Genomic DNA, 16,643 nt, shown 5'->3' on the forward strand with positions numbered 1-16,643 from the left:
CTTCGGTGTGAGCTTGCCCGAATGCCGGGCGCAAAAAAGCCACCCGTAGGCGGCCTCCTTGAATTTTTGGGCGGGATCAGCGGTTCGGGTTGCGGGTCATCCTCACGGCCGAACCGCGGAGGGGCCGGCTGCAGTCAACCCCGATCCCTGTAGAAACGGTCGCGATCTCCCTGCCAGACTGGCGGAAGCGGCGGCTGCCGGTCGCCCGGCCTCCAGCTGCGATCCCGGTCCCAACGTGGAGTTCCGTCACGATCCCAGCGCGGCGGCGAGGGCGGAGGCGGCGGAAGGCGCGATTCGCGTCTCCAGTCGTAGCGATCCCAACGATCGCGATCGCGATAGAAGTCGCGGTCGCGATAGTAGCGGCCCCAATAGTTGCCGACGTCGAACGTGACCATCGGAATGCCGAGGCCCTCGTAATAGTCGGGGGCGACATAGACGCGGTTGGAACGATAGGTCGCCTGCACGTAGTTGCCCGACACCCAGCCGCGTCCGCCGACGAAGGCGACGTCGCACCAGTTGACGCTGCTCATGCAGCCGTAGATCGTTACCGCCGCACCGACCGGAATGACGTCGACGGCCGGATAGCCGGTGCTTGGCCCGGACCGCATGTTGACATTGGCCGTGGCAACCCCGCGCACGGCCGCATCCGCAATCGACGGCGCCGCGAACAGGGCGCAAAGTGCCGCAACGGACATCAGAATTTTCTTCACGGGCTTCCTCCTGAGAAACCAATAACGCGCGAACCGGACTGACAATCTGCCGAACGGATTTCGCCGGATATCAATGTTCGAGACGTTCCCATTGTTCCAGCACGGCTCTGAATGGCGCATGAATAAACGAGTTGGCCGGGGTTAGCCTCTGGCCGGTCCGGTCGACTGCCGCTCGGCAATGTGACAAGCAAGCTCCACCCGCCGTGCCGGATTTGCAAATCCGGTCATCCCGTCCCGTAAAAGATCGAGCGCCACGGCGCCGAGCTCGCGCATCGGTACATGCACTGTGGTCAGCGGCGGATTGAGGAAGGCGGCCTGCGGCAGGTCGTCCATGCCCATCACCGAAACGTCGCCCGGCACGGTATAACCCATCTGCTGCACCCCCATCATCGCGCCGACTGCGAGACTGTCGCCCGCCGTCAGCACGGCGGTGAAATCGAGCCCGTTCCTGCGCAACCGCTCGCTAATCGCCTGGGCGGCAAGCTCCGGCAGCCAGTCCTCGACCGGCACGACGAGATCCGGGGGACAAGGCAATCCGTGATGTTGGAACGCATCCTGCCAGCCTTCGCGGCGCCGGTCGATCGTCCGCCGGCCCGGACGCATCAGGAAGAGGATGCGTTTGTGCCCCAGCCGGATGAGATAGTCGGTGGCCAGATGCGCCGCCGACCGATTGCAGGGGGTTACGCTCGACAGCCGCATCATCGGATCGTCACCGTTGATCAGCACGACCGGCTTTCCGAAGCCGCGGGTGGCCTCGAGCATTCCTTCGTCGTCGACGGTCAGAAACAGCAGTCCCGCGACGTCCGGATCGACCAGCGCCTCCTCCAGCACCACCTTTTCCTCCGACTGGTCGGCGACCGCGCGGGTGACGATATCGAGCCCGAGAGCCTGCGCGCGATCCCGCAACCCTTCCAGCACATAGAGCGTGAACTGGTTGCGCACGTAGTCGATCATCGCTGCGCTCGAAGCTGCCAGGATCACCTTCTTGCCGGCGACCGGCGTCGGCATTGCGTAATTGGCGTCTTTCGCAGCCTCCATGATCCGCTGGCGGATGTCCGCGCGCACGCCCTTCTCGCCGGCCAGCGCCCGCGACACGGTGCTCAGCGACACGCCCACCTTTCCCGCAATATCCTCCAGCCGCACCCGCCGGCTTTTCTTGCCGCGCTTGCCCGGCACGATCGTCGCCGCCATGACATCCTCCCATCATCGATGCGCACACTGCAAAAAATTTTCAGATTGCGCAATCAATTTTCAGATGTTTTCATGAAGGCACGCTTGGGAGAAGCGGATCGCAATGCTGCGCAGCAAATGCTGCAGCACAGGGAGGAATTGAGACATGGGCCTTTCAGCCCGGGACATCCGTGAAAAGCTTGACCGCCTCGTGACCGGCATAACCGGGCTTCGCGACGATGGCCGTTTCCACGAACCCAATCTCGACGGGACCGCCGGCGACTATATCTCTTTCGAAAGCTGGGAATGGCCGCAGGGCGTGGGCCTCTACGGCCTGATCCGTCTCTGGCTGTTCACCGGCCGCGACGATTTGAAGGCGCTGATCGAGAACTGGTATTCGGCCCGCATCGAAGCCGGGCTCCCGACGCTCAATGTCAACACCACGGCGCCGATGCTCGGCCTTTCCGTCCTCTGGCGCGAAACCCGCGACCCGCGCTGGAAGCCGGTTCTCGACGCCTGGGCGGACCGCGTCATGAGCGAGATGGGCCGCACCGAGGAAGGCGCCTTCGAGCACCACGTCTCTGACAAGGTCAACAACGACGAGCTCTGGGACGATACGCTTTATATGGTCGCCCTCTTCCTCGCCTCCTACGGCGAGGCGAGCGGTCGCCGCGAACTGGTCGATGAGGCATCAAAACAGTTCCTCGTCCATTCCCGTTACCTCGCCGACACGAAGACCGGCCTCTGGTTCCATGGCTGGACGTTCCAGGGCCGCCATAATTTTGCGGAAGCCCGCTGGGCGCGCGGCAATGCCTGGATCACCGCCGGCATGCTCGACCTTTTCGACCTCGCCGAGGTTTCGAAACCGGTAAAAGATTTCCTGCTCGGCGTGCTGACGGCGCAGGTCAACGCATTGCTGCCGCTGCAGGCCGCTTCCGGCGCCTGGCGCACTCTGCTCGACGACCCGTCCTCCTACGAGGAGATCTCGGCGACGGCGGGTTTCGGTTACGGCCTGCTCAAGGGTTACCGCCTCGGCCTCGGCACCCCTGAATGGCGCGCCGCCGGCCTCAAGGCCGTTGAAGCGGTGCTTGCCAATATCGATGAAACCGGCACCGTGCTCAACGTTTCCTATGGAACGCGCATGGGCCATGACCTGCAATTCTATCGGGATATTCCCATCCAGCCGACCGGCTACGGACAGGCGCTTGCGATCCTGTGCCTCTCCGAAGCCATCCGGCATGTGGAACCGGGAGGCGAGACAGCATGACGATGAAGGTTCTCTACGGGGCTGGCCCCAACGACATCAAGACCTATGACACCGCCCGCCTCCGGGCCGAATTCCTGATGGAAGACCTGTTCCAGGCCGACAGGGTGAGCTTCACCTACACCCATGTCGACCGCTTGATCGTCGGCGGCGCTGTTCCGGTATCGTCGACGCTGAGCTTCGGTTCGGGCGAAGAGATCGGCACGCCCTTCCTGCTGTCGGCCCGAGAAATGGGCATCGCCAATCTCGGCGGCACCGGCGTCGTCTCGGTCGACGGCAAGAGTTTCACCCTGGAAAACCGCGACGTGCTTTATGTCGGCCGCGGCGCCCAGGAAATCTCCGTCGCCAGCGCCTCGGCCGAAAAGCCGGCCCGGTTCTACATGAATTCCGTTCCTGCAGGCGCCGACATTCCGCACCGCCTCATCAAGCGGTCGGAATCGAAGATGCTGACATTCGGCGATCCCAAGCGCGCCAATCTGCGGAACCTGCGCATGTACATCCATCCGGAAGTCACGCCGTCCTGCCTGCTTCTGCTCGGCATCACCGACCTTGCCGACGGCAGCATCTGGAACACCATGCCGCCGCATCTGCATGAGCGCCGCATGGAAGCCTATTGTTATTTCGACCTGCCCGAAGAGGAGCGGGTCATCCACCTGATGGGCCGCCCGGAAGAGACGCGCCATCTGGTGGTCAAGAACCTCGACGCGGTTCTCTCGCCCGCCTGGTCGATCCATATGGGTGCCGGCACCGCGCAATACGCCTTCGTCTGGGGCATGACCGGCGAGAACCAGGAATACAACGACGTGGCCCCCGTGGCCCTGAGCGAGCTGAGATAAGACTGCCATGAATCCCGAAGCAAACTGGATGCGAAAGACGTTGAAGCCGGGCGAAGCCGTCCGGTACTGGCAGCTCGGCCGCATCGCCGAAGAGCGTTTCGACGTGCCCGATGCCCCGATGAAGGGCGAGATGGACCCGTTCTTCTTCCTGACCAAGGTCAAGAACTTCATTCCGCACGAATATCCGTGCCGCACCATCTTTGCAGACACCTATCGCGGCAAGCGTCCGGATGTCCGCGGCTCCTTCGACGCCACCCGCTGGTGGCTGCCTTTCGGTTCGCCGCGGCTCGATCTCTCCGGCTTCTGGTTCCGCCCGACCCGGCTCGCCACCTGGACCCGCACCTATATCGAGGCGGAAACAGCCGGCACGGCGAAGATCCGCCTCGGCACCTGCGGCGGCGCCGTCATCTGGGTCAACGGCGCGGAAGCCGGCTGGATGGCGCCCTACAGCCGCAATCTCGAAGCCAAGCAGGAATTCGAATTGCCGCTGGTCGCCGGCCTCAACGAGATCACGCTGTTCTTCGACGACCTCGCCGAGCGTGACGCCCGCTATTTCTATCAGTTCGACTATCTCTCCGGCCCGGCTGCCAGTGTCGCCATGCCGGTTCCGGTCACGAGCCCCGTCGCCGCAAGCCTCGAAAAGGCGCTCGACACCATGTATTTCGACCGCCAGCACTATTTCGGCGGCGATATCACCCTGCTTCTCTCCGCGCCCCTGCCGGTCGAGGTTAAGGTCAATGTCGCGGTCGAAGGCGATTTCATGTCGCGCGAGCGCTTCGATTTCGACTTCACCCTGGCCGCCGGCGCCACAAGCCTCAATATCGGCCCGTCGGAAAAGGCGCCCGCCGACTTCCGCCACTTCCGCATCACCCTCAATGCCGGCGGCTTCGTCGTGTCCCGTTCGCTGGGCGTCGAGATCTGCCACGCCGAAAGCCAAGGGCAGGCTCCTGCATCGCTGAGCGATCGCATCACCGAGACCCTGGCGCAAATCTCGGAAAATTCCGAACGCGATACGGTCCGCGCCTTCGCCCGTCTGGCAAGCGGCCGTTCCGGCCCCGATACGGATGCGATGATCGAGGAAATCCTGCCCTCGATCGAGGACTGCCACGACTGCGCCGACTTCTCGCTGGTGCCGCTCATCTGGTCGCGCACCGTCTGGGGCAAGGACATCAACGAAAAGACCCGTGCCCGCATCGACGGTGCCATCCTCAATTACCGCTACTGGATGGATGAACCGGGTAACGACGTGCAGTGGTATTTCTCCGAAAACCACGCGCTGCTGTTCCACACCTCGGCCTATCTCGGCGGCAGTCTGCTCCCAGACGCCACCTTCGCCCGTTCCGGCCGCAAGGGTTCGGAGCAGGCGAAGGTCGGTGCCGCCCGCGTCCGCGCCTGGCTCGACCATTTCGAACATTGGGAAATGGCCGAGTTCAACTCCGCCCCCTATTTCCCGATCGATCTCAAGGGCCTGACGGCGCTTGCAGCCCTTTCGCCTGACAGGGATATCGCCGACCGCGCCAAGGCGGGCATTGTCCGCCTCTGCGAAATTATCGCCCGCTCCGCCCATCACGGCATGGTGACGGCAGCGCAAGGCCGCTCCTACGAGCACACGCTCTGCGCCGGCCGCTCGCTGGAACTGTCCGGCGTCGCCCGCCTGCTCTGGGGCAAGGGTTGGTACGGCCGCCGCGTCCACTGCCTGCCGCAGATGGCCGTCTGCCTGCGCGATCATGGTCTCGAAATCCCTGCCGAATTCGCCGCGATTGCCGATCACCGCGGCAGCCAGCACCAGGAATGGCGTTTCGCCCAGGGCGAAAATTCCTTTGCGGCGCTCTACCACTACAAGGGCGAGCATTTCGCCATGGGCTCGACGGCTCATTACCGCTGGGACGAATGGGGTTACCAGGAGACCATCCTGCATCTGCGCCTCGGCGACAAGCCGGAAGCTGCGATCTGGATCAATCATCCGGGCGAGACCATCCAGTTCGGCTACGGCCGCCCGTCCTACTGGGGCGGCTGCGGCACCATCCCCCGCGCGCAGCAATACCGCGGTCTAGCGATCCTCGAATTCACCACCTATGAGGAACAGCCGGATTTCACCCATGCTTGGTTCCCCAAGGCCGAGTTCGACGAAACACTCGTTTCCGGCGGCGTGGCGCTTGCCCGCTCCGGCAAGGGCGCCGTCATGCTGCGCACCGCCTCGAAGCTGGAGGCCGTCACCGACGGTCCGTCGGCAGGGGCTGAACTGCGCCAATACGGCCAGAAGACACGCTGGATTGTCCGCGTCTGCGAAGCGGACAATCTCACTGCCGTCGAGTACCGCTTCAGCGGGCTCGCCCCGAGACAGGAATCCGACGGCACCGTCGTTGTCGAGGACCCGGAATATGGTACCGTCCGCTTCAGGAAAGACGGCTCCGTGGAAGCCGAAGGCCGCGTGATCACGCGGGCGGATTACACAGTAAAAGGCGAAGCGACGATGCTGAGCGCTTCGTGATCTAAAAACCGGACGGGTGGAGGCCCGTCCATTCAGAGGAGGAAATGAGCATGAAAACCAAATCGCTTCTGGCGGGCGCTGCGCTCGCCCTTCTCATGTCGACGGCAGCACATGCCGGCGACGTGCGGATCATGTGGTATTCGGACGGCGTCGAAGGCGACGTCATGAAGGACCTCGTTGGCCGTTTCATGAAGGAAAACCCGGGCATCAACGTCATCCTCGACAACGTTGCCTACAGCGTCATCAAGGACCAGCTGCCCGTGCAGCTCGAAGCCGGCAACGGCCCGGACATCGCCCGCGTCACGGCGATCAAGGACCTCTCCAGGCACTGGCTCGACCTGCGCCCGCTGGTCAAGGACGCCAAGTACTGGGACGACAATTTTGGCGCCCAGGCCGACTGGATGCGTCCGGACGGCTCCAAGCAGATCTCCGGCTTCATGACGCAGATCACCCTGACCGGCGGTTATGCCAACAAAACCCTGTTCGACCAGGCCGGCGTTCCGCTTCCGGGCCCGAAGGCCACCTGGGAAGAATGGGCGGCTGCTTCCAAAAAGGTCAAGGACAGCCAGAAGCTTCCGTTCGCCATGGCGATCGACCGCTCCGGCCACCGCCTGACCGCTCCGCTCCTGTCCTACGGCGCCAACTATGTCGGCAAGGACGGCAAGCCGGCACCTCTCGACAAGGGCGCCAAGGACTTCCTGACCAAGTTCGTCGGTTGGGTCGGCGAAGGCTCCTTCGCCAAGGACGTCTGGGTCTCCGCAGCCGGCTCGACCTACCGCGCCGCAGCCGAAGACTTCATCAACGGCCAGCTCGCCTTCTATTATTCCGGTTCCTGGCAGGTGGCGAACCTCACCACCAAGATCGGCAACAGCTTTGACTGGGTGGCGACCGGCAGCCCCTGCGGCCCGGCAGCCTGCACGGGCATGCCCGGCGGCGCGGCACTCGTCGCCGTGAAATACACCAAGAACCCGAAGGACGTCGCGGCCGTCATGGACTGGTTCGCCCAGGAGAAGATCGTCAAGGAATTCTCCGAGCGCACCCTCTTCCTGCCCGGCCACAAGGGCGTCGTCGACAAGGGCGGCCTCGACTTCAAGACCGACAACGCCTTCGCCAAGGCTGCCCTGACCAAATATGTCGAGGCATCCAAGACCACGGCCGACACCGCCCTGAAGCTGCCCGGCTGGCGCTGGTCCGACACGGTCTATGCCGCGGTCGTCACCCGCGTCGGTCAGACGCTGGCCGGCGAACTGAAACTCGATGACGCTTTCACGCGCATCGACGCCGACATCGCCCAGAAGGTCAAGGACAGCGGCCTTTGATGACAGCATTGGGGTGAGCCTCTCACCCCGCCTCCGCTCCGCTCGGCGCACCCTCTCCCCGTAGGCGGGCGAGGGTGACCGGCGACGGCGCGGCAAATCCCTTCTCCCCGCCTGCGGGGAGAAGGTGCCGGTAGGCTGGATGAGGGGCGAGCCTCGTCATCCGGACAAGAAGACAAGGAGGGATGGAATACGAACATGAGCACGACGTCTCTCACCGACCGTCTCGGCAGCCTTCTCATGGCGCCCGTGCATCTCCTGATGCGCATCATCGACATACCGCTCCGCGCCGTCCAGAAGGCGACCGGCATCGGCGGCATGGCGGCCGTGTTCCTCGCCCCGAACATGCTGATCTTCGGCATTTTCGTGCTCCTGCCCCTCGTCATCAACTTCGTCTATTCGATGACCGGCGGCACGGCCTTCTTCCTTTCCGAGCGTAATTTCATCGGCGCCGAGGAGTATCAGCGCCTCTTCACCTGCACGAACTACCTCGACCCGATGTCCTGCCAGGAGGATGCCTTCTGGACCGCCGTCGGCAACACGTTGTGGTTCGTGATCCTGCAGGTGACGCTGATGATCGGCGTGTCGCTGATCACGGCATTGATCCTCAACCGCGATCTCGCCGCCCGCTCCTTCTGGCGCGCCGTGTTCTTTTTCCCGGTCCTCTTGTCGCCCGTGGTCGTCGGCCTGATCTGGAAGTGGATCCTGCAGCGCCAGGGCCTGCTGAATTTCGGCCTCTACCAGTTCGGCATCGAGCCCTATACCTGGCTCACCGACCGCAACTGGACCTTCATCGCCACGATCGGCGTCTCGATCTGGGCGCATATGGGCCTCTACACGCTGATCCTGCTCGCCGGCCTGCAGGCGATCCCGAAGGATCTCTATGAAGCTGCCGAAATGGACGGCACCAAGCCGGCGCGCGTGTTCCGGCGCATCACGCTGCCGCTTCTCGCGCCGAACCTTCTGGTCGTCGTGGTCCTCGCCCTGATCAAGGCCGTGCAGATCTTCGACGAGGTCTACGTGCTGACCGGCGGCGGTCCGGGGACCAGCACGCTCTACCTGACCCAGTACATCTACGAGACCGGCTTTGCCTCGGTGCTCCGCAATCCGGGCCTCGCCGCTGCCGCCTCGATCCTGATGGGCCTCGTGCTCGTCGTCCTGACACTGATCCAGCTCGGCATAGGCCAGCGTGGCGAAAAGAAGGGGAAACGCTGATGGGTGTCGCCTCTCGCTTCATTCTGCGCCGTCGCGGCGGCAAAAGCTGGCACTGGACGGATATCGTCACCTGGGTCTGGCTCGTCGGCGGCCTGATCATTATGTTCGGTCCGGCCGTCTGGCTCGCCTTTTCGTCCTTCAAGACGCCGGCAGCCCTTGCCGAATTCCCGCCGTCCATCCTGCCCTATGTCACCAGCCAGGCGACGGTCCAGGGTTATGACAAGCCGCTGCAGCTCTTCGAAGCCAAGATGCCGGATGGTTCGACCAAGGTGCTGGCCGAGGTGCGCCGCATCGGTCTCGTCGCCCAGATGGTCGATCCGACGACGCCCGGAGAAATCGTCCGCGTCAACATCGGCGACCGCACGCCGGTCCGCTCGGTCTCGTTCGCCACGGAAAACTACACGACGCCCTTCACCCAGTTCGATTTCCTGCGCTACCTGTGGAACTCCGTTTTCGTGACGGTGACGGCGACGCTGATCACCTTGATCGTCAATTCCATGGCCGCCTTCGCGCTGTCGAAATACGAGTTCAAGGGCCGCGGCCTCGCGATGCTGATCATCCTTGCGACGCTGATGGTGCCGCTTTCGGTGATCATGGTGCCGCTCTATTCGATCATCTCGTCGCTCGGGCTGTTCAACAGTCTCTGGGGCGTCATCCTGCCGACGGTCGCGACACCGACCGGCGTCTTCATCCTGCGCCAGTACATGCTGACCATCCCGGACGAGTTGATCGACGCAGCCCGCATGGACAAGGCGTCCGAATGGCAGATCTACTGGCGCATCGTCCTGCCGCTGACGGCACCGGCGCTCGCGGTTCTGGCGATCTTCTCGGTCGTCTGGCGCTGGAACGACTTCCTGTGGCCGTTGATCGTATTGTCGCGGCGCGAACTCTACACCCTGCAAGTGGGCCTGAGCATCTATTCCGGCGAATTGAACGTCCAGTGGCACTTCATCCTGGCGATGACGGTCGTGACCATGATCCCGGTCGTGCTTGTCTTCATCTTCCTGCAGCGTTTCATCACCACCGGCATTGCCGGCACCGGCCTTAAGTAAGGATCACCGATGGGCGAGATCACCCTCACCAAAATCAAGAAGTCCTTCGGCGCGGTCGACGTCCTGAAGGACATCGACCTCGATATCAAGGACGGCGAGTTCATCGTTTTCGTCGGCCCGTCCGGCTGCGGAAAATCGACCTTGCTGCGCACCATCGCCGGCCTTGAAAAGGTCACCGGCGGCGAGATCGAGATCGACGGCAAGCGCGTCAACGAAGTGTCCGCTGCCGACCGCGGCCTTGCCATGGTCTTCCAGTCCTATGCGCTCTATCCCCATATGAGCGTGCGCCAGAACCTCGCCTTTGGCCTTGAAAATTCCAACATGCCCAAGGACGAGGTCGCCGAGCGCATCCTCGAAGCCGCCCGCATGCTGGAGATCGAAGCCTACCTGGAACGCCGGCCCGGCCAGCTTTCCGGCGGCCAGCGCCAGCGCGTCGCGATCGGCCGCGCCATCGTGCGCCGCCCGACCGCCTTCCTGCTCGACGAGCCGCTGTCGAACCTCGACGCCGAACTGCGCGTCTCGACCCGCGCCGAGCTCGCGGCCCTCCACGCCCGCCTCGGCTCGACGATGATCTACGTCACCCACGACCAGGTGGAGGCGATGACATTGGCCCACCGCATCGTCGTCATGCGCGCCGGCAAGATCGAACAGGTCGGCACCCCGCTCGACCTCTACAACACGCCCGCCAACCGCTTCGTCGCCGGCTTCATCGGCGCACCCCACATGAACTTCCTGGCCGGCGAAGTCGCCGAGCTGGAAACCGGCACGGCGACGCTTGCGACCTCGGGGGGCCACCGCCTGCTCGTGCCGTTCTCGGGCCACTCCCTGTCGGTCGGCGACAAGCTGACGATCGGCATCCGCCCGCAGCACATCACGCTCGCCAATGATCCGGGAAGCCTCAAGGTCAAGGTGCGCCTCGTCGAAGCGCTCGGCTCCGAAACGGTCATCCACGCCGATCTGAACGGCGAAAAACTCCTCGCTGTCGTTCCCGGCCAGAAGCTGATTTCGCCGGGCGACGAAGCTTACCTCTCCGTCGCCGGTGCTCCGCTGCACCTGTTCGACCGGAACGGATTGAGGGTGAAGGGGACGTGAACCGCGCCTCCCGGCGATTCATTAGGACAAGCTGATAACCCGATGATAAGAAATTGAACGCTAATATGCCCCTCGGGCAAAGCGTCATCATCGGGAAAGATCATGGGCGAATATCAGAACAGAGCTGTCGCACTGGTAGCGGCAAGCGTGGGTGAAAATTTCGCCTTCGACCAGGAGCAACGCAGCCAGGCCTGTCTCGTGGCCGCGATAGAACTTTTTTACGTTCTTGGCGGTTCTGCCGAAGGGCTTGCAACTGCCGCGGACACTGCTGCCACCAGGCCTGCCCCCGCCACGGATACCGCAATTGGCGAGCTGATGAAGGAGATTGCCGCGATCGGCGCCATGAAGGATCTCGACATCATGCAGGCAGCGTACAATACGCTCGACCGGCAGATGCGGGCGATCAAGGCAGGTCGAGCAAGCCGCCGCCTCTACGACCGCTTTTGACCTGCGCGTCTCCCCTCACAGATACCCCTTGAAAAAGGCCAGCATCGCCCGCCGCATCTCCGCCGTCTCACGGTGACCGACGCCCGCTTGCGGCAGAAACACCAGCGCACCGAGCGCCTGGGCCCCCAGATAGGCGGCTTCCGTCTCGGCAAAGGCGCGCTCCACCGCGTCAGGCGGCGTCAGCGGATCGTCCCAGCCGACGCAGATCAGCTGCGGCCGCGGCGCCACCAGCCCGGCAATTTCGCCGATCGAGGTTTCCTTGAGCAGCCCCGGCACGGTCAGGTAATGCCCGTGCAGATCATGGGCGCCGATTTCGACCAGCGTCGCGAAATCCGCATAACAACACAGATGCGCCGTCGCCTTCACCCTCGGATCGATCGCCGCCAGGAAATAGGCAAGTGTCGCCCCCATCGACAGGCCCGTAACGCCGATCCTTTGCAGATCGACTTCCGGCCGGCCGGCGAGCCAGGTCAGCGCCGCCGCCTGTTCGGAAAGCATCTGCCCGAACAGCGTTTTGCCGTGCCAGAGCGCCGCCTTGGTCGCCGCATCCTCCGTCACCCCGGCCCGCTCGCCAAACGTCGGCATGTCGATGCAAAGCGCCACATATCCTTCGCGCGCCAGAACCGGCCCGGGGGCATCGAGCAGGGCCGGCCGGCCGTCGATCAGTTCGGATGCGCCGATATCCCAGCGGGCGCCATGTGCATGCGCATAGACGATCGCCGGGCCGCGGGTGAGGAAACCTTCGCTCGGCCGGGTGAGGAAACCCCGAACCTCCGCGCCATCCTCGAGCCGAAAACGCAACCTTTCGACAATATAGCCGTCATGGATCTCCGCGGAACTGTCCGCCAGCGTCATGGAGACCTCCTCGAAGGCAAGCAGCTCCTTCAATCGCTCAACCGTGATCGCCATCTTGCCCTCCTCCCGGTGCGCCATCCCTCCCCTCCAGAGAGGATAACCGCGATCTGTGCCTGCCGGATCTTCAAAGACATAGACGAAATCGCCCGTCGCCGCATCAGGCCCGGCGGGCCCGCCACTACGAAAATTTCGGCCCCATCCTCCGGCTATTGAGGCAGAGGATGGAACAGCGCCCCGACGCCAGCTGGCTTGCGATCCTCGGGTACACGGTGTCAAAAAGACGCTGACCATCGCAGAACTCTTGACTTCCGCGCCCTATCATCCGACTTCAAACGCTGAAACGAAGGGATGACGACCATGACCGAAGCCGCCCGCAGCACGATCGACCAGAGCGAAGTCGACCGGTTTTCCGCAATGGCCGCGGAGTGGTGGGACCCGACTGGCAAGTTCAAGCCGCTCCACAAGTTCAACCCCGTGCGGCTCGCCTATCTCCGCGACCGCATCTGTGAAAATTTCGGCCGCGACCCGAAGAGCCATCTGCCGCTTTCCGGCCTGCGCATCCTCGATATCGGCTGCGGCGGCGGCCTGCTCTCCGAGCCGATCGCCCGCATGGGCGCGACCGTCGTCGGCGCCGACCCGTCGGAAAAGAACATCGGCATCGCCTCCACCCATGCCGCCGAGACGGGCACCTCGGTCGACTACCGCGCCGTGACCGCCGAGCAGCTCGCCGAAGCCGGCGAGACGTTCGACGTCGTGCTGAACATGGAAGTGGTCGAGCACGTCGCGGACGTCAATTTCTTCATGACGACCTGCGCCAACATGGTCCGCCCCGGCGGCCTGATGTTCGTCGCCACCATCAACCGTACCTTCAAGGCGGGCGCGCTGGCGATCTTCGCTGCCGAAAACATCCTGCGCTGGCTGCCCCGCGGCACCCATCAATACGAAAAGCTGGTCCGCCCGGAAGAGCTCGAAAGACCGATCTCCTCAGCCGGCATGGAAATCATCCACCGCACCGGCGTCTTCTTCAATCCGCTCCAGGACCGCTGGAACCTTTCGCCGGACATGGACGTCAACTACATGATGCTGGCCAAGCGGCCGGCGTGATGGAAATTCGTGGCGTCTGTGGTACCATGTCGGAGTAGAAGGAGCTGCATATGCCGCAAGTAACCGTAAAGCTTGACGCAGTCCTGGATAGCCACATCCAAGATGCTATCGAACGAGGTGAAACCAAGTCACGCGATCGATATATCGAGGACGCGCTCCGTGATCGCTATCTCCGCGACCTCCAAAGACAGAAGTTACATGAGTCTCTTGATCGGGCGATAGCCGACGCCGATGCGGGTCGCGTCACCCCGCTCGAAGAGGCCTTCGATCGCATCTTGAGCGACCTCGAAAAGTAGGGAAAGCCCGTGAAAGTCGTCATCACGGACGAAGCGCTTTCGGACATTTCCTCAATCACAAAATTTATCAGGAAAGATAATCCTCCGCGGGCGATCTCATTCGCGCTGGAATTAAGGGAAGCCTGCCGCCAGCTCGGAAATTCGCCGGGCGCTTTTGCCGCTTTATCAGACTATCCGGAAAGCGGGATCAGGCGACGCCCCTATGGCAACTATGTGATCCTGTACAGGATCGGCGGCGCGACGGTTGAGATCCTCCATATCTTCCACGGCGCCCAGGACTACGAGAGCGTCCTCTTTCCGAAAGAGTAGCCATCCCCAACCCCGCCGCGCACGCTGGCCTCTCCCCGATCGCCAGCCGCTCGTTCAGTTCGCGTCTTCGGGAATGATCGGCAGCGGCGCGATCTCGATGCCCTCGTCGAGCAGATCGCGCACCTCGCCGAGGCTCGCCTGGCCGATGATGCCGCGGGCATCCGCCTCGCCGTAATGGATCTTGCGGGCCTCCTCGGGAAACTTCTCGCCGACGTCCTCGGCATTGGCCTTGATCGCCGCCACGGCTTCCTTGAGCTTGGCGATAGCCTCCTGGCGGGCGAGGTCCATCACCATCGCCTGCTTCTCTTCCTTCTTTCGGGCGGTCGAGACTGAGGGCGCCATCAGCGTCTTGGAAATGGAAGCGGAATTGCAGATCGGACAGGTGAGGAACCCGCTCGCCACCTGCCGGTCGAAATCGGCGCCTTCCGAAAACCAGCCTTCGAACGTGTGGGCGTTCTCGCAGGAGAGGGAATACTTGATCAAGCGGCCACCTCTCCCGCCGCGTCCGTAACCGCATCGAGCGAGAACTCGCGGGCGTTCTTGAGGTTCGGGATCTTTCCCCGGGCCGCAGCAACGGCGGCAATATCGATCTCGGCGAGCACGATGCCTTCGCCGGTGCCGCCGGCGGACGCCAGCAGCCTGCCCCAGGGATCGACGATCATCGAATGGCCAAATGTCTCGCGGCCGTCTTCATGCACGCCACCTTGAGCGGCGGCGATCACGAAAGCGCCGTTCTCGATCGCACGGGCACGCAGCAGGATTTCCCAATGTGCCTCGCCGGTCTGGCGGGTGAAGGCGGCCGGCACGGTCAGGATTTCGGCGCCGGCCAAGGCCTCAGTGCGGAAAAGCTGCGGAAAACGGACGTCGTAGCAGATTGCAAAACCGAGCTTGCCGAACGGCAGGTCGGCAACGCGCGCTTCGCTGCCGGGCTCGTAAGCGGAGCTTTCACGCCAGCTCTCGCCATTGTCCAGATCGACATCGAACATATGAATCTTGTCATAGGTGCAGACCTGCCGGCCGCTGGGCGCAAACAGGAAGGCGCGATTGGCAATCTTGCCGCCGTCGACAGCGATCGCCGTCGAGCCGACATGCAGATGGATGCCGAGCTCGCTCGCAAGGCTGCGGGCGGTCGAAACGATGATGTCGCCCGCCTCGTCGCGCAACACGGCACGCATAGCCTTGCGGTCCCGCTGCAGGAAGCCGGTCATCTCGGGGGTCTGGACATAAACCGCCCCATGCGCCGCGGCCTCGCGGACCAGCCGCGCCATGTCGGCAGCGTTCTTTTCCGGATCGACGCCGGAGCACATCTGGATGGCGGCAGCCTTGAAAGCCATGGAGGATACCTCTCAGTTCGCCAGCATCGGGTCCAACCGCCCGGCCCGGTCGAGTGCATGCAGATCGTCGCAACCGCCAACATGCGTGCCGTCGATGAAGATCTGCGGGAAGGTCGAGCGACCGCTCGCCTTGCCGATCATCTCCTGGCGCAATTCCTGCGAATAAGTGGCGTCATGCTCGGTGTAGGAAACGCCTTTCGTCTCCAGCAATGCCTTGGCGCGTGCGCAGTAACCGCAATATTCGCGGGTATAGATAGTAACCTCTGCCATGATCGTCTCCGGGCGCGGCCCAGGGGGAAAAATGTCGGGAATGGGCCGCGCGCAATAGTGTCTTCTTCTGTCATATAGGCCCGGTAACAGCCATTGCAAAGGTCAAAACCGTGACCTCGGCGGCGCCGGCTCGTCTCAATGCGCGCGTGGCGGACGAAACCGTCGCACCGGTCGTGTAGACGTCGTCGACCAGCACCAGCCGCTTGCCGAAGACGCGATCCTCATGGCCCGGCGCGATCGCGAAAGCTGCCCGCACGTTGTCTTCGCGGGCCCGCGCCGAAAGCCCGACCTGCCGGTTCGTACGTTTGACGCGGATGAGCGTGGACGGCAGGAACGGCTGGCCGGATTTTCGCGACAGATGCCGGGCAAGCTCCGCCGCCTGATTGAATTTCCGCGATGCGAAGCGCGAGCGATGCAGCGGCACCGGCAGGATGCCGTCGCAGTTTGCGACGTAACCATCGGAGGCACGCAGCATCCATCCGGCCATCATACCCGCGAGATCGGTGCGGTCGCGATATTTCAGCGAATGGACGAGGTCGCGGGCCGCACCCTCGAAGATTGCCGCCGAACGCAGGCGGTCGAAGACGGGCGGTTCGGCAATCGCCTGCGCCGACAGAATGCCGGGCCCCGGATCGTAGGAAAACGGCAGGCCGAGCGTCTCGCAATAGGGCCGTTCGATGAACCGGATTTCCCGCCAGCAGGCGGGGCAGAAGCCCTGATGCGCGCCCGTTCGCACACCGCAGCCGGGGCAAGTCGGAGGATAGACGAGGTCGCCTACCCATCTCGTCCACCCCACGGCAAACGATGTTAAAAGTCGCAAGGCATTGACGTTGGGCTCGGCGGACATGACTTGACAATAGCGGACGGAGCGCGCCTTTGCGA

The 16,643-nt window shown here is 63.4% G+C and carries 17 protein-coding genes and 1 pseudogene; 11 read left to right on the plus strand and 7 right to left on the minus strand.

Going from position 1 to position 16,643, the window contains the following annotated elements; all coding sequences use genetic code 11:
- Window positions 1-143: 143 nt before the first annotated feature.
- Both ACSQ3G_RS17185 and ACSQ3G_RS17190 read right to left on the minus strand, forming a co-directional pair.
- Window positions 144-710, minus strand: a pseudogene (locus ACSQ3G_RS17185) (SH3 domain-containing protein); the annotation flags it as partial.
- Between the two features lie 141 nt (window positions 711-851).
- Window positions 852-1,901 carry a LacI family DNA-binding transcriptional regulator gene (locus ACSQ3G_RS17190; protein ID WP_105431223.1) on the minus strand — a complete coding sequence of 350 codons (1,050 nt, stop codon included), beginning with the start codon at window positions 1,899-1,901 and terminating at the stop codon, window positions 852-854.
- Between the two features lie 145 nt (window positions 1,902-2,046).
- Here ACSQ3G_RS17190 and bglB point away from each other — a divergent pair, with 145 nt between their 5' ends.
- The 8 genes from bglB to ACSQ3G_RS17230 all read left to right on the plus strand — a co-directional run bounded on the left by bglB (window position 2,047) and on the right by ACSQ3G_RS17230 (window position 11,593).
- Window positions 2,047-3,147 carry a beta-galactosidase BglB gene (gene bglB / locus ACSQ3G_RS17195; protein ID WP_436110900.1) on the plus strand — a complete coding sequence of 367 codons (1,101 nt, stop codon included), beginning with the start codon at window positions 2,047-2,049 and terminating at the stop codon, window positions 3,145-3,147.
- Window positions 3,144-3,980: a 5-dehydro-4-deoxy-D-glucuronate isomerase gene (gene kduI / locus ACSQ3G_RS17200; RefSeq protein ID WP_105422789.1), complete on the plus strand. Its 837-nt coding sequence runs from the start codon at window positions 3,144-3,146 to the stop codon at window positions 3,978-3,980. The genes bglB and kduI overlap by 4 nt, the downstream gene beginning before the upstream one ends.
- A gap of 7 nt (window positions 3,981-3,987) precedes the next feature.
- Window positions 3,988-6,471, plus strand: a complete 2,484-nt coding sequence (locus ACSQ3G_RS17205) for a hypothetical protein (RefSeq protein ID WP_436110901.1) — start codon at window positions 3,988-3,990, stop codon at window positions 6,469-6,471.
- 50 nt (window positions 6,472-6,521) lie between these two features.
- A complete protein-coding gene (locus ACSQ3G_RS17210) occupies window positions 6,522-7,790 on the plus strand; it encodes an ABC transporter substrate-binding protein (RefSeq protein ID WP_046665355.1) in 1,269 nt (422 codons plus the stop codon).
- A 195-nt stretch (window positions 7,791-7,985) separates the two neighbouring features.
- Window positions 7,986-9,002 (plus strand): carbohydrate ABC transporter permease, encoded by a 1,017-nt coding sequence (locus ACSQ3G_RS17215; protein WP_436110902.1) that lies wholly within the window; start codon window positions 7,986-7,988, stop codon window positions 9,000-9,002.
- Entirely contained in the window at window positions 9,002-10,054 is a 1,053-nt protein-coding gene (locus ACSQ3G_RS17220; protein WP_105440336.1) for a carbohydrate ABC transporter permease, read from the plus strand. Before ACSQ3G_RS17215 ends, ACSQ3G_RS17220 begins: the two co-directional genes overlap by 1 nt.
- A gap of 9 nt (window positions 10,055-10,063) precedes the next feature.
- Window positions 10,064-11,146: an ABC transporter ATP-binding protein gene (locus ACSQ3G_RS17225; protein WP_436110903.1), complete on the plus strand. Its 1,083-nt coding sequence runs from the start codon at window positions 10,064-10,066 to the stop codon at window positions 11,144-11,146.
- A gap of 102 nt (window positions 11,147-11,248) precedes the next feature.
- Window positions 11,249-11,593 carry a hypothetical protein gene (locus ACSQ3G_RS17230; protein WP_436110904.1) on the plus strand — a complete coding sequence of 115 codons (345 nt, stop codon included), beginning with the start codon at window positions 11,249-11,251 and terminating at the stop codon, window positions 11,591-11,593.
- Window positions 11,594-11,608: 15 nt separating this feature from the next.
- On the opposite strand, the gene ACSQ3G_RS17235 is transcribed toward ACSQ3G_RS17230, so the two are convergent.
- Entirely contained in the window at window positions 11,609-12,502 is an 894-nt protein-coding gene (locus tag ACSQ3G_RS17235) for an alpha/beta hydrolase family protein (protein WP_436110905.1), read from the minus strand.
- 303 nt (window positions 12,503-12,805) lie between these two features.
- Between ACSQ3G_RS17235 and ubiG the strand changes: the two genes are divergently transcribed.
- From ubiG to ACSQ3G_RS17250, 3 genes are read left to right on the plus strand one after another with little or no spacing between them, the layout of a single operon-like run.
- Window positions 12,806-13,552 (plus strand): bifunctional 2-polyprenyl-6-hydroxyphenol methylase/3-demethylubiquinol 3-O-methyltransferase UbiG, encoded by a 747-nt coding sequence (ubiG, locus tag ACSQ3G_RS17240; protein ID WP_105426104.1) that lies wholly within the window; start codon window positions 12,806-12,808, stop codon window positions 13,550-13,552.
- A 50-nt stretch (window positions 13,553-13,602) separates the two neighbouring features.
- Window positions 13,603-13,848 (plus strand): hypothetical protein, encoded by a 246-nt coding sequence (locus ACSQ3G_RS17245; RefSeq protein WP_105405215.1) that lies wholly within the window; start codon window positions 13,603-13,605, stop codon window positions 13,846-13,848.
- Between the two features lie 9 nt (window positions 13,849-13,857).
- Complete coding sequence (locus tag ACSQ3G_RS17250) at window positions 13,858-14,157, plus strand: type II toxin-antitoxin system RelE/ParE family toxin (RefSeq protein WP_105426082.1); 300 nt, start codon at window positions 13,858-13,860, stop codon at window positions 14,155-14,157.
- Window positions 14,158-14,211: 54 nt separating this feature from the next.
- On the opposite strand, the gene ACSQ3G_RS17255 is transcribed toward ACSQ3G_RS17250, so the two are convergent.
- The 4 genes from ACSQ3G_RS17255 to ACSQ3G_RS17270 all read right to left on the minus strand — a co-directional run bounded on the left by ACSQ3G_RS17255 (window position 14,212) and on the right by ACSQ3G_RS17270 (window position 16,608).
- Window positions 14,212-14,640 carry a DUF1178 family protein gene (locus tag ACSQ3G_RS17255; protein ID WP_436110906.1) on the minus strand — a complete coding sequence of 143 codons (429 nt, stop codon included), beginning with the start codon at window positions 14,638-14,640 and terminating at the stop codon, window positions 14,212-14,214.
- Window positions 14,637-15,491, minus strand: coding sequence for a carbon-nitrogen hydrolase family protein (locus ACSQ3G_RS17260; protein WP_436110907.1), 855 nt, complete (start codon window positions 15,489-15,491; stop codon window positions 14,637-14,639). Before ACSQ3G_RS17260 ends, ACSQ3G_RS17255 begins: the two co-directional genes overlap by 4 nt.
- A 12-nt stretch (window positions 15,492-15,503) precedes the next feature.
- On the minus strand, window positions 15,504-15,761 hold the full coding sequence (gene grxC, locus ACSQ3G_RS17265; RefSeq protein WP_105405218.1) for a glutaredoxin 3: 258 nt from the start codon (window positions 15,759-15,761) through the stop codon (window positions 15,504-15,506).
- Between the two features lie 70 nt (window positions 15,762-15,831).
- Window positions 15,832-16,608: a ComF family protein gene (locus tag ACSQ3G_RS17270; RefSeq protein WP_105440352.1), complete on the minus strand. Its 777-nt coding sequence runs from the start codon at window positions 16,606-16,608 to the stop codon at window positions 15,832-15,834.
- Window positions 16,609-16,643 lie beyond the last annotated feature (35 nt).

Origin of the sequence: Neorhizobium tomejilense (assembly GCF_964254135.1) — a bacterium.
Classification (GTDB): domain Bacteria; phylum Pseudomonadota; class Alphaproteobacteria; order Rhizobiales; family Rhizobiaceae; genus Neorhizobium; species Neorhizobium tomejilense.

Coding starts and splice junctions, on each gene's coding strand:
- ACSQ3G_RS17190 (WP_105431223.1), bottom strand. CDS start 1,901: ATGGCGGCGACGATCGTGCCGGGCAAGCGCGGCAAGAAAAGCCGGCGG.
- bglB (WP_436110900.1), top strand. CDS start 2,047: ATGGGCCTTTCAGCCCGGGACATCCGTGAAAAGCTTGACCGCCTCGTG.
- kduI (WP_105422789.1), top strand. CDS start 3,144: ATGACGATGAAGGTTCTCTACGGGGCTGGCCCCAACGACATCAAGACC.
- ACSQ3G_RS17205 (WP_436110901.1), top strand. CDS start 3,988: ATGAATCCCGAAGCAAACTGGATGCGAAAGACGTTGAAGCCGGGCGAA.
- ACSQ3G_RS17210 (WP_046665355.1), top strand. CDS start 6,522: ATGAAAACCAAATCGCTTCTGGCGGGCGCTGCGCTCGCCCTTCTCATG.
- ACSQ3G_RS17215 (WP_436110902.1), top strand. CDS start 7,986: ATGAGCACGACGTCTCTCACCGACCGTCTCGGCAGCCTTCTCATGGCG.
- ACSQ3G_RS17220 (WP_105440336.1), top strand. CDS start 9,002: ATGGGTGTCGCCTCTCGCTTCATTCTGCGCCGTCGCGGCGGCAAAAGC.
- ACSQ3G_RS17225 (WP_436110903.1), top strand. CDS start 10,064: ATGGGCGAGATCACCCTCACCAAAATCAAGAAGTCCTTCGGCGCGGTC.
- ACSQ3G_RS17230 (WP_436110904.1), top strand. CDS start 11,249: ATGGGCGAATATCAGAACAGAGCTGTCGCACTGGTAGCGGCAAGCGTG.
- ACSQ3G_RS17235 (WP_436110905.1), bottom strand. CDS start 12,502: ATGGCGATCACGGTTGAGCGATTGAAGGAGCTGCTTGCCTTCGAGGAG.
- ubiG (WP_105426104.1), top strand. CDS start 12,806: ATGACCGAAGCCGCCCGCAGCACGATCGACCAGAGCGAAGTCGACCGG.
- ACSQ3G_RS17245 (WP_105405215.1), top strand. CDS start 13,603: ATGCCGCAAGTAACCGTAAAGCTTGACGCAGTCCTGGATAGCCACATC.
- ACSQ3G_RS17260 (WP_436110907.1), bottom strand. CDS start 15,491: ATGGCTTTCAAGGCTGCCGCCATCCAGATGTGCTCCGGCGTCGATCCG.
- grxC (WP_105405218.1), bottom strand. CDS start 15,761: ATGGCAGAGGTTACTATCTATACCCGCGAATATTGCGGTTACTGCGCA.
- ACSQ3G_RS17270 (WP_105440352.1), bottom strand. CDS start 16,608: ATGTCCGCCGAGCCCAACGTCAATGCCTTGCGACTTTTAACATCGTTT.